Source organism: Streptomyces sp. NPDC055506, from assembly GCF_053643595.1.
In genome coordinates this window covers 71605-83448 of the sequence record NZ_JBSHKH010000020.1, presented here as the reverse complement: position 1 = coordinate 83448, position 11844 = coordinate 71605, and the positions used below count along the sequence as shown (strand labels likewise).

9 protein-coding genes and 1 pseudogene are annotated in these 11844 nt (G+C 70.3%); 8 read left to right on the top strand and 2 right to left on the bottom strand.

Features of this window, described 5'->3' with window-relative positions; all coding sequences use genetic code 11:
- From ACWIF2_RS10925 to ACWIF2_RS10905, 5 genes and pseudogenes are all read left to right on the top strand, one after another.
- Positions 1-1154: pseudogene (locus tag ACWIF2_RS10925) on the top strand (alpha-1,4-glucan--maltose-1-phosphate maltosyltransferase); the annotation flags it as partial.
- Complete coding sequence (gene treS, locus ACWIF2_RS10920) at positions 1151-2869, top strand: maltose alpha-D-glucosyltransferase (RefSeq protein ID WP_454359823.1); 1719 nt, start codon at positions 1151-1153, stop codon at positions 2867-2869. The pseudogene ACWIF2_RS10925 and the gene treS, both read left to right, overlap by 4 nt.
- Before the next feature lie 28 nt (positions 2870-2897).
- Positions 2898-4268 carry a maltokinase N-terminal cap-like domain-containing protein gene (locus tag ACWIF2_RS10915; RefSeq protein ID WP_454359822.1) on the top strand — a complete coding sequence of 457 codons (1371 nt, stop codon included), beginning with the start codon at positions 2898-2900 and terminating at the stop codon, positions 4266-4268.
- Between the two features lie 3 nt (positions 4269-4271).
- The gene (gene glgB, locus ACWIF2_RS10910; RefSeq protein ID WP_454359821.1) at positions 4272-6479 is read left to right on the top strand and encodes a 1,4-alpha-glucan branching enzyme; all 2208 of its coding nucleotides are present in this window, start codon (positions 4272-4274) and stop codon (positions 6477-6479) included.
- 112 nt (positions 6480-6591) lie between these two features.
- A complete protein-coding gene (locus ACWIF2_RS10905) occupies positions 6592-7680 on the top strand; it encodes a glutamate--cysteine ligase 2 (RefSeq protein WP_454359820.1) in 1089 nt (362 codons plus the stop codon).
- A gap of 52 nt (positions 7681-7732) precedes the next feature.
- On the opposite strand, the gene ACWIF2_RS10900 is transcribed toward ACWIF2_RS10905, so the two are convergent.
- Positions 7733-7966 carry a DUF6480 family protein gene (locus tag ACWIF2_RS10900; protein ID WP_454359819.1) on the bottom strand — a complete coding sequence of 78 codons (234 nt, stop codon included), beginning with the start codon at positions 7964-7966 and terminating at the stop codon, positions 7733-7735.
- A 150-nt stretch (positions 7967-8116) separates the two neighbouring features.
- Between ACWIF2_RS10900 and ACWIF2_RS10895 the strand changes: the two genes are divergently transcribed.
- Both ACWIF2_RS10895 and ACWIF2_RS10890 read left to right on the top strand, forming a co-directional pair.
- On the top strand, positions 8117-10015 hold the full coding sequence (locus tag ACWIF2_RS10895; RefSeq protein ID WP_454359818.1) for an AMP-dependent synthetase/ligase: 1899 nt from the start codon (positions 8117-8119) through the stop codon (positions 10013-10015).
- Positions 10016-10129: 114 nt separating this feature from the next.
- Positions 10130-10564 (top strand): ATP-binding protein, encoded by a 435-nt coding sequence (locus ACWIF2_RS10890; protein WP_382488573.1) that lies wholly within the window; start codon positions 10130-10132, stop codon positions 10562-10564.
- A 59-nt stretch (positions 10565-10623) separates the two neighbouring features.
- Here ACWIF2_RS10890 and ACWIF2_RS10885 read toward each other — a convergent pair whose 3' ends face one another.
- The gene (locus tag ACWIF2_RS10885) at positions 10624-10995 is read right to left on the bottom strand and encodes a PRC-barrel domain containing protein (protein WP_454359817.1); all 372 of its coding nucleotides are present in this window, start codon (positions 10993-10995) and stop codon (positions 10624-10626) included.
- Positions 10996-11338: 343 nt separating this feature from the next.
- On the opposite strand from ACWIF2_RS10885, the gene ACWIF2_RS10880 reads away from it, so the two are divergent.
- Positions 11339-11740: an STAS domain-containing protein gene (locus tag ACWIF2_RS10880; RefSeq protein WP_454359816.1), complete on the top strand. Its 402-nt coding sequence runs from the start codon at positions 11339-11341 to the stop codon at positions 11738-11740.
- The last annotated feature ends 104 nt before the right edge of the window (positions 11741-11844 follow it).

Sequence of the window (11844 nt, the reverse complement as noted above, 5' to 3'; positions counted from 1 at the left end):
TCCACCCCGCCCTGGGCACCCTGGAGGACTTCACCTGGTTCGTGGAGCAGGCCCGCGAGCTGGGCATGGAGGTGGCCCTGGACTTCGCGCTGCAGTGCTCCCCGGACCATCCCTGGGTGCAGAAGCATCCCGAGTGGTTCCACCACCGCCCCGACGGCACCATCGCCTACGCCGAGAACCCGCCGAAGAAGTACCAGGACATCTACCCCATCGCCTTCGACGCCGACATGGACGGTCTGATCGCCGAGACCGTGCGGGTGCTGCGGCACTGGATGGACGCCGGGGTGCGGATCTTCCGCGTGGACAACCCGCACACCAAGCCGGTGGTGTTCTGGGAGCGGGTGATCGCGGAGATCAACCGCACCGACCCGGACGTGATCTTCCTGGCCGAGGCGTTCACCCGCCCGGCGATGATGGCCACCCTGGCCCAGATCGGCTTCCAGCAGTCCTACACCTACTTCACCTGGCGCAACACCAAGCAGGAGCTGACGGACTACCTCACCGAACTTTCGGGGGAGGCCGCGTCCTACATGCGGCCGAACTTCTTCGCCAACACCCCCGACATCCTGCACGCCTACCTCCAGCAGGGCGGCCGGCCCGCCTTCGAGGTCCGGGCCGTACTCGCCGCGACCCTCTCGCCGACCTGGGGCATCTACTCCGGCTACGAACTGTGCGAGAACACCCCGCTCAGAGAGGGCAGCGAGGAGTACCTGAACTCGGAGAAGTACCAGCTCACCCGCCGCGACTGGAAGACCGCCACACGCGAGGGGCGCACCATCGCCCCGCTGCTGACCAGGCTCAACACCATCCGGCGAGCACACCCCGCACTGCACCGGCTCAGGAATCTCCGCTTCCACCACACCGACAACGACGCCCTCATCGCGTACAGCAAGCGCACGGGTAACGACGTAGTCCTGGTGGTCGCCAACCTCGACCCCCACCACGCCCAGGAGGCGACGGTCTCGTTGGACATGCCGCAACTCGGCCTGGACTGGCACGAGTCGGTGCCGGTGCGGGACGAGCTCACCGGCGAGACCTACCACTGGGGCAGGAACAACTACGTGCGTCTCGAGCCGGGGCGGGCTCCCGCGCACGTCTTCCACGTCCTGTCACCGCCCGCCGCGCAAGCGATCGGAGGGGCAGGAACGTCATGACCGTGAACGAGCCCGTGCTGGACACCTTCGAGGACACTCCCGTCAGGGACCGCGACCCGGAGTGGTTCAAGCGCGCAGTCTTCTACGAGGTGCTCGTCCGCTCGTTCCAGGACAGCAACGGCGACGGTGTCGGTGACCTGAAGGGCCTGACCGCCAAGCTGGACTACCTCCAGTGGCTCGGTGTCGACTGCCTGTGGCTGCCGCCGTTCTTCAAGTCGCCCCTGCGCGACGGCGGCTACGACGTCTCCGACTACACGGCCGTGCTCCCCGAGTTCGGCGACCTCGCCGACTTCGTGGAATTCGTCGACGCGGCCCACCAGCGCGGCATGCGCGTGATCATCGACTTCGTCATGAACCACACCAGCGACGAGCACGCGTGGTTCCAGGAGTCGCGCAAGGACCCCGACGGGCCCTACGGCGACTACTACGTGTGGGCCGACGACGACAAGGGCTATCCGGACGCCCGGATCATCTTCGTCGACACGGAGACGTCGAACTGGACGTACGACCCGGTGCGGGGCCAGTACTTCTTCCACCGCTTCTTCTCCCACCAGCCGGACCTCAACTACGAGAACCCGCGCGTCCAGGAGGAGATCCTGGCCGCGTTGAAGTTCTGGCTGGACCTGGGCATCGACGGCTTCCGGCTGGACGCCGTGCCGTATCTGTACGCGGCCGAGGGCACCAACTGCGAGAACCTGCCCGCCACCCACACGTTCCTCAAGCGCGTCCGCAAGGAGATCGACGCGCAGTACCCGGACACGGTGCTGCTCGCGGAGGCCAACCAGTGGCCCGAGGACGTCGTCGACTACTTCGGCGACTACCCCAGCGGCGGCGACGAGTGCCACATGGCCTTCCACTTCCCGGTCATGCCGCGCATCTTCATGGCCGTACGGCGGGAATCCCGCTACCCGGTCTCGGAGATCCTGGCCAAGACCCCGGCCATCCCCTCGAACTGCCAGTGGGGGATGTTCCTGCGCAACCACGACGAGCTGACCCTCGAGATGGTGACCGACGAAGAGCGCGACTACATGTGGGCCGAGTACGCCAAGGACCCCCGCATGCGCGCCAACATCGGCATCCGCAGGCGCCTCGCTCCCCTGCTGGACAACGACCGGCACACCATCGAGCTGTTCACCGCTCTGCTGCTGGCCCTCCCCGGCTCGCCGATCCTCTACTACGGCGACGAGATCGGCATGGGCGACAACATCTGGCTCGGCGACCGGGACGCCGTCCGGACCCCCATGCAGTGGACCCCGGACCGCAACGCCGGGTTCTCCACCTGCGACCCGGGGCGCCTCTTCCTGCCGGCGATCATGGACCCGGTCTACGGCCACCAGGTGACCAATGTCGAGGCCTCCATGTCCTCGCCGTCGTCGCTGCTGCACTGGACCCATCGCATGATCGAGATCCGCAAGCAGAACCCCGCCTTCGGACTCGGCACGTACACCGAACTGCCCTCCTCCAACCCCGCGGTGCTTGCGTTCCTCAGGGAGTACGAGGACGACCTGGTGCTGTGCGTGAACAACTTCGCGCGATTCGCCCAGCCCACCGAACTCGATCTGCGCGAGTTCGCCGGACGCCATCCGGTGGAGCTGTTCGGCGGAGTCCGCTTCCCGGCCATCGGCGAGCTGCCGTATCTGCTGACCCTCGGGGGTCACGGCTTCTACTGGTTCCGGCTCACCCGAGTCGCATCCCGCATCGGCCGGCGGCTGTGAGCACGCGCCGGGACAAGGAGGCGTGACCATGCCGAAGACCGCATCCCTGCGCCCGAGCCTCACACGCCCGGCCGAGCCCATGGAGTCGCTCGGCGCTCTGCTGCGCGACTGGCTGCCCCGACAGCGCTGGTTCGCGGGCAAGGACCGGCCCGTCACCGAGCTCGGCCTGCTGTCGATGACCGAGCTGTTCCCGGGCTGTCTGCACCTGCTGGTGCACGCCGGGCACGCCGGGCACACGGGAGTGCCGTCGCCGGGCGGTGCTCCCCCAGCCGGCGACTGCTACCAGCTCCTGCTGGGCGTACGGGAACACCCGTCACCGCGCCTCGGCCGGGCGCTCATCGGGCAGGTGCAGGACGGGCCGCTGGCCGGTCTGACGGTCTACGACGCGCTGCACGATCCCCGTTCGGCCCAGCTGCTCCTTGACCGGCTGCGGCAGCCCGGCACCGCCGGCCCGCTGCGCTTCGACTGCGACCCGGACCAGCAGGTGCCCGCCGGGCTCGTGCCGCGGCTGCTCGACGCCGAGCAGTCCAACTCCTCTCTTGTGTACGGCGACGAGTACATCCTGAAGATCTTCCGGCGCATCCAGCCGGGCGTGAACCCGGATCTGGAGGTGCCCGGGGCGCTGGCCCGCCAGGGCTGCCACCGTGTCCCCGCGCCCGTGGCCTGGTTCCAGATGAATCATCCCTTCAAGGCCACGCTCGGTGTGCTCCAGCCGTATCTGCGGGAGGCGTCCGACGGCTGGACGCTGGCGCTGCACGCCCTGGCCGCCGGGGACGACTTCACGGTCCAGGCCCGGGCGCTCGGCGCGGCCACGGCGGATGTGCACCTCGCGCTGGCCTCGGCCTTCCCGGTCGGCGCGCCCGGGGAGAACGGGCGTACGGCGACGGCGATGACCGAGCGGCTGGACGCCGCCGCGCACTGCGTGCCCGCGCTCCGGCCGTTCGTGCCGGGCCTGCGGACCGCGTTCGCCGCACTCACCACCTGCGATGCCGGGCCGCCCGCCCAGCGCATCCACGGCGACCTGCACCTGGGCCAGGTGCTGCGGGCCGGGCGGGAGTGGTTCGTCATCGACTTCGAGGGCGAGCCGTCCCGGCCGCTCTCCGAACGGCGCAGCGCCCACTCCCCCGTGCGGGACATCGCCGGGATGCTGCGCTCCTTCGACTACGCCGCCCGGCAGCGCCGCCCCTGGCGCCCGGAGTGGGCGCGCCGCTGCCGCGAGGCCTACTGCGCGGGCTATGCCGCCCGGGCCGGCTGGGACCCGCGAAAGAAACACGGACTGCTCCGGGCCTATGAGACGGACCGGGCCGTGTACGAGGTGCTGTACGAGGCACGGCACCGCCCCGACTGGCTGCCTGTACCGATGGCGGCGATCGAGCGCCTCGCTGTGAGAGGAGACTGAGCCGTGGCCCTGCGAGACACCTCAATCCCGGAGCCGTCAGGCCCGGTCCCGAGCGCGACCGCGCCCGCCCTGAGCCCGGAGGACCGCGGGCGTCTGCTGGCGGGCGCCCACCACGATCCGCACGCGCTGCTCGGCGCCCACCCGGTCCCCGGCGGGATCGTGTTCCGGGCTCTGCGTCCCTTCGCCCGCTCCGTGAGCGTCGTGATCGACGGCAGGCCTACGGCCCTCGTCTCGGAGGGCGGCGGCCTCTTCTCGGGCGTGCTGCCGCTGGAGACCATCCCCGCGTACACGCTGCACGTGGCGTACGACGGCGGCGAGCAGGAGACGCACGACCCGTACCGTTTCCTGCCCGCGCTCGGCGAGCTCGACCTGCACCTGATCCGCGAGGGCCGGCACGAGCAGCTGTGGCAGGCGCTCGGCGCCGAGCCCATGACCCACGAGGGCGTGACCGGCACCCGGTTCACGGTGTGGGCGCCGAACGCGCAGGGCGTGCGGGTCGCCACGGACTTCACCCACTGGGACGGGACGCAGTTCCCGATGCGGTCGCTGGGCGCGTCCGGGGTGTGGGAGCTGTTCCTGCCCGGCGTCGGCGAGGGCACCGCGTACAAGTTCGAGATCCACTCCCGGTACGGGCACCGCTTCCTCAAGGCGGACCCGATGGCCCGCCGTGCCGAGGAACCGCCCAACACGGCGTCGATCGTGACGGCCTCGCACCATGAGTGGGCCGATGCCGAGTGGATGGCCCACCGCGCCGCCACGCCGGTGCACGAGGCGCCGATGTCGGTGTACGAGGTGCATCTGCCGTCCTGGCGCCCGGGGCTGACCTACCGGCAGCTCGCCGAGGAGCTGCCCGCGTACGTCAAGGACCTCGGCTTCACGCACGTCGAGCTGATGCCGGTCGCCGAGCACCCCTTCCACGGCTCGTGGGGCTATCAGGTCACCGGCTTCTACGCGCCGACGGCCCGGCTGGGCTCCCCGGACGACTTCCGGTTCTTCGTCGACTCCTGCCACCGGGCCGGCATCGGCGTGATCATGGACTGGGTGCCGGCGCACTTCCCGAAGGACGACTGGGCGCTGGCCCGGTTCGACGGGGACCCGCTGTACGAGCCCGGGGACGGGCGGCGTGCCGAGCACCCGGACTGGGGCACGTACGAGTTCGACTTCGGCCGCACCGAGGTGCGCAACTTCCTCGTGGCGAACGCGGTGTACTGGTGCGAGGAGTTCCACATCGACGGGCTGCGGGTGGACGCGGTCGCCTCGATGCTCTATCTGGACTACTCGCGCGAGGACGGCCAGTGGGAGCCCAACGCCTACGGCGGCCGGGAGGACCTGGCGGCCATGGCGTTCCTCCAGGAGATGAACGCGACCGTGTACCGGCGTGCTCCCGGCGTGGTCACCATCGCGGAGGAGTCCACCGCCTGGGGCGGCGTGACCCGTCCCACCGACACCGGCGGGCTCGGGTTCGGGCTGAAGTGGAACATGGGCTGGATGCACGACTCGCTGGAGTATCTGAGCCATGAGCCGGTGCACCGCAAGTACCACCACCACGAGATGACCTTCTCGATGGTGTACGCCTACAGCGAGAACTACGTCCTGCCGATCTCCCACGACGAGGTCGTGCACGGCAAGCAGGCACTGGTGTCGAAGGCTCCGGGCGACTGGTGGCAGCGGCGCGCCACGACCCGCGCCTACCTCGGTTTCATGTGGGGCCACCCCGGCAAGCAGCTGCTGTTCATGGGGCAGGAGTTCGCGCAGGGAGCCGAGTGGTCGGTGGAGCACGGGCCGGAATGGTGGCTGCTCGACGACGGCTACCACTCGGCCGGTGACCACCGGGGCGTGCGCGATCTGGTCCGCGACCTGAACACGGCGTACCGGGCGACGCCTGCGCTCTGGCAGTGCGACACCCGTCCCGAGGGTTTCCGGTGGGTGGCGGTGGACTCCGCCGACGACAACGTCTTCGCGTTCCTCCGCTACGACGCCGAGGGCAGTCCGCTGCTCGCGGTGTCGAACTTCTCCCCCGTCGTCCGGCACGACTACGGCCTCTGGGTCCCGGACGACGTCGTCGCCTGGCAGGAGACCCTCAACACCGACGACACGCGCTACGGCGGCAGCGGCGTCACCAACCCGGATCCGGCCAAACCGAAGGACGGTCTGGTCCGGATCACGCTGCCGCCGCTGGCCACCGTGTGGCTGAGGCCGTTCGCTCCGTGAAGTCGCGCGGGCGCACCAGGTGTCCGACCCGCCTGTGAGGGGCACTGGGGGTCGTACCACCGGGAGAAGCCGGTGGTACGACGCGGCAGGGTCGCAGAAGGGCGGGCATCAGGTGCGCACCGTCGGAGTGGAGGAGGAGCTCCTCCTCGTCGATCCGGAGACCGGCGAGCCGCGGGCGCTGTCCGCGGCGGTGCTCGCCCACGCGGAGCGGGACGACGCGGATCAGGACGTTTTCGAGAAGGAACTCCACGAGCAGATGCTGGAGTTCGCCACCCATCCGCAGTCGTCCATGGAGAGCCTGCGCGCGGAGATCGCGCGCTGCCGCAAGGAGGCCGCCCGGCATGCCGGGGAGATCGGCTGCACCGTCGCGGCGCTCGCCACCTCCCCGCTGCCGGTGAGCCCTGCCATCAGCTTCAACCAGCGGTACCAGTGGATGGCGGAGCGGTACGGCATCGCCACCCGGGAGCAGCTCGTCATGGGCTGCCATGTGCACGTGTCGGTCGAGTCCGACGAGGAGGGCGTGGCGGTCATCGACCGGGTGCGGCCGTGGCTTCAGGTCCTGACGTCGCTCAGCGCGAACTCGCCCTTCTGGCAGGGCCATGACTCGGGGTACAGCAGCTATCGCAGCCGGGTGTGGCAGCGCTGGCCGTCGGCCGGTCCGACCGAGATCTTCGGCTCGGCCGAGCGGTACCACCGGCTGGTCGCGGAGATGGTGGCCACCGGGGTCATCCTCGACGACGGGATGATCTACTTCGACGCACGGCTGTCCCGGCAGTATCCGACGGTGGAGGTGCGGGTCTCGGACGTCTGTCTGCACTCCCGCACGGCCGCGCTGGTCGCCACCCTGGTCCGCGGGCTCGTCGAGACCGCCGCTCGCGAGTGGCGGGCGGGCCGGGAGCCCCTCGACCACAGCGTCAGCCTGCTGCGGCTGGCCCACTGGCAGGCCGCCCGGTCCGGTCTGACGGGCGAGCTGCTGCACCCCGAGACCATGCGGCGCCTGCCCGCCGAGGCAGTCGTCCGTGCCCTGCTGGACCATGTCGGTGAGGCACTCGCGGACGCAGGTGATTTCGAGCGGGCCCGGACCGCGTGCGAGGAACTGCGGCGGGAGGGCAACGGCGCACAGGTGCAGCGCGAGCTCATGGAGCGCACGGGCAGCCTGCGGGACGTCGTCACGGAGTGCGTGCGCCACACCCAGGCGTGAGGCGTCCCGCCTCTCTTGTTGTATGGGTGTACGGGCTCGGGGCGACAGGTGTTCAGACCATCAGGACGATGGCGTAGGCCAGGAAGAACGCCGCGATCAGCACCACGAGGACGATGATCAGGGTCAGAGGTGTCCTGGCCCAGCCCTTGGGAGGGTTGTGCGTCTCCCGGGGGCCGGCCTCGGGCAGGCTGCTCTCCGCGGGCGGGGTCTCGCCGGGCGGTACGCCGCCGCCGGGTTCCAGGCCGGGGGTGCGTTCGGGTTCGGGATCGGGACTGATGTGACTCATGCCTCCCGGGTCCCCCGATCACGCCGAGATCATCAGCGGTGCCACTTCCGTATTTCCCGACCCCGAAGGGTCCTGACTCGACTACATTCGAGCACCGCCGATGACGGTACCCGTCGGCAATGTCACACCCCGTACACGTCAGGAGCATGCATGCGCGACACGGCCCTAGCTCCACCGGCCCTTTCGCCCCTGACCGGCGGGCTCGCCGACAGCGTCTTCGAGACGGCGGACCGCGAACCCACCCGGTCGATGCTCGCCCGCCGCACCGACCCCGCCTCCGCCGCCTGGGAGGAGGTGACGGCGATCGAGCTGCGCGACGAAGTGGTGGACGTGGCCAAGGGTTTGATCGCGTCCGGGATCGCACCGGGTCACCGTGTGGCGATCATGGCGCGCACCCGGTACGAGTGGACGGTCCTGTGCTACGCGCTGTGGGCCGTGGGCGCCGAGGTCGTCCCGGTCTACCCGTCGTCGTCGCGCGACCAGGTGGAGTGGATCCTGCGGGACTCCGGCTGTGTGGCCGTGGTGGTGGAGGACGAGCTGGGCGTCATGACCGTCGGCTCGGTGTGCGCGGCGCTGCCGCTGCTGAGCCACGTCTGGCAGCTGGACGCGGGGGCGCTGGAGGAGCTGTCGGTGCGCGGGGAGTCCGTGCCGATCGCCACGGTCGACTCGATGCGCCGCATCGTGCTGCCGGACTCCACGGCCGTCATCGCCTACACCTCCGGCACGACCGGCCATGCCCTGGGCTGCGCCCTCAGCCATCGCAACCTGGCCGGGCCCTGCGACACGCTGCTCGCCGGATGGGGCGAGACGGCTGCGCGGCGCGGGGAGCAGGGCTCCGTGCTGGCGTTCCTGCCCTTCTCCCATGTGTACGGGCTCATGATCCAGGGCCTGTGCGTGCGCGGCGGTCTGTTGATGGGACACCAGGCCGACCTCGGCGGGGAGGCGCTGTTCTCGGCGCTGCGCTCCTTTCGTCCCACGTACTTCTACGCGGTTCCGTCGGTCTTCGAGAAGATCTACAAGAACTTCCTGCGCACGGCGCAGCAGGAGGGCCACGGCGGGCTGTTCGAGCGGGCCGCCGAGACGGCTCGGGACTTCGCCGCGGCCCTCGAACGCCAGCGGCTGGGCCGGGGCCGCGGACCCGGTTTAGATCTGCGGCTCCAGCACGCCCTCTACGACCGCACAGTGTACCGCAGGCTGCGGGCCGCGCTGGGCGGCCGGGTGCGGCGGGCGACATCCGGCGGTTCTCCCCTCAGCCGCGACCTGTCCCTCTTCTACGAGGGCGTCGGCATCTACGTGAACGACGGCTACGGCCTGACGGAGACCAGCGGCGGGGTGACGATGCAGCCGCTGGGCCGGGAGAAGTCGGGGACCGTGGGGCAGGCGCTGCCGGGCACGGAGATCCAGGTCGCCGACGACGGGGAGATCCTGGTGCGCGGCCCGTCGGTGTTCCAGGGGTACGTGGGTGACGACGCCGGCACCCGGGCCGCGCTGCGCGGCGGCTGGCTGGCAACCGGTGACCTCGGGCGACTGGACTCGGAGGGCTATTTGACGATCACCGGCCGCAAGAAGGACATCATCATCACGAGCAGCGGCAAGAGCGTCGCCCCGGCGGCCCTGGAACAGCGGCTGCGGGTGCACCCGCTCATTCACCAGGCGGTGGTGGTGGGCGACAACCGGCCCTGTGTCGGCGCGCTGATCACGCTGGATCCGGAGTTCCTTGCGCACTGGCGGGCGGCGCTGGCGCTGCAGGGCGAGATGCGGGAGGCGCGGGAGGAGAACGCGCTGCGGGAGGAGGTCGCGCGGGCCGTGGCCGCGGCCAACAGTGCCGTGTCGCGGTCGGAGTCGATCCGGGTCTTCCGGGTCCTGACGGAGCCGTTCGACGTGACCAACGGGCTGCTGACGCCGTCGATGAAGCTGCGCCGGGACGAGATCGTGCGGCACTACGCGGCCGAGATCGACGCGATGTACGAGTCGCGCAGGCGTCCCGGGCGGACGGGCACCCCGGAGGATCCGTCGCACTGGGACGACTCGGACAACGTGTTCCGCTGAACACGGACCGGACGCGTACTCCGCGCTCGCACGGGAACACGACAGTGGCGACACAAGAGAAAGGACGACAGCCCTGACGACAGCCCTTGCTGACGACCGGGCCGGAAAGGCGATATGTCAACCGAGCCGCGTGGGGACGACGCACTGACCTCCGAGGACATCCCGAGCCGCACGAACAGCTTCGTGGGCGAGCCGCACGACGTGACCGGTGCGCGGCTGGCCGCGGAGGGGTTCCTGCGTGACCTGGCACGGTCCTCACCGCCCTCTGCCCCCGAGTACTGGGACGACATCCTGTTGGTGGTGACGGAACTGGCCGCCAACGCGGTCCAGTACGCCCCGGGTCCGTTCGCGCTGCGGATGCGCCGGACCTTCGACGGGGTGCACGTGGTGATGCACGACACCAGCAGCACGGAGCCCGCTCCGCGGCCCTTCGATCCGCGCAGCGGTGGCGGCGGCATCGGCTGGCATCTGATCCACACCTTGTGCGACCAGGTCAGCGTGGTGGCCGACGAGCGCGGCAAGGACGTGCACGTGTTCCTGCCCTGGTGAGCCCCCGAGGAGCCGGGAGAGTCACGGGCGCGGGACGCCCGTGACCGGCCCGGACCGGCTCAGACCGAAGTCGTCTCGCGTGGCGGCAGCCGGTCGTAGTAGTCGCCCACGGCCGTCAGGTACTCCCGGTCCCTGGTCTCGCTGTCCGTCTGGAAGCGGGGGGCCGCCTTCGCGTCTCCCCTGGTGCAGGCCAGTGTGATCTTCCGGGCCTGGGGGTCGACGCCGATGACGACTCCGGCCGGCACCAGCACGCTGCGGCCGAACACCCAGACTCCGGTGTCGACGACCAGGTGCCGCATGCCGTGCGGGGCGGCCTCGCGGTCCACGTGCCCGATCGTGCCGTCGGTCGCGGCGACGGTGAACCCGGTCAGGTCCTGCCCCTCGACGTGACCGCTGTCCGGCGCGTACGACCAGATTCTGTCGATGGCCACGCTGCTCCATCCTCCCTCGCGGTGTGCGGATAGCGGATCCCCGGCGGACGGTCCCGCCCACCCGGCTCCACAGCAGCAATTACCCTCCTGCCGCAAGCGCATTCGGCGCACATCCCTGCCACCGTACGACGCGGAGCGGCAGGTCTCGCAGAGGTTCGGGGCAGAGTGAATGGAGGGCCGTTTCCGGGGTAATCGCGGGGGCGCGGTGAAATACGGAGCCCGGTGGCGAAGGGAGGCACATGAGACACGGCATCCGAGCCCGTCCCCCGACCGGCGTCGCCCCGTACCGCGGTCACCCCTGAGAGGTGACCAGACCAGGCCGTAGCACTTGTTGGAGGTATCCGTGCCCCTCGCCCAGAACCCGCTGTCCGTGGAAGTCGAGCTGCCCCGGGAGGACGTGGCCCTGATCACGGTCGACGGCTACCTGGACGTCGACACCGCGACCGAGTTCCAGGCTCATCTGGCCAACCAACTCCACCACGGCCGACGGCACTTCCTGCTCGACCTGTCGTCCGTCCCCTTCATGGACTCGTCGGGGATGAACATCATCCTCCGGGTGTACCAGGAGACCCGTAAGACCGCCGGCAGTGTGCACGTCATCAGCCCGACGTCCGCCGTACGACGCATCCTCGACCTGACGGGCGTCAGCATCACGGTTCCGATATCGGAGAGCGTGGACGAGGCCCTGGCCCGTGCCGACGACGTACCGGACACCCCCGAGGAGGCGGGCGAAGCGGGCGCCTGACGACCGGGTGCCCCCTCGGGCGGGCCGCCGGCCGGACCGGCGGCCCGGTGCCCTCGCTGCGCGCTGCCCGTGCGGCGGATCGCTTGCGCCGGATCAGGTGTCGT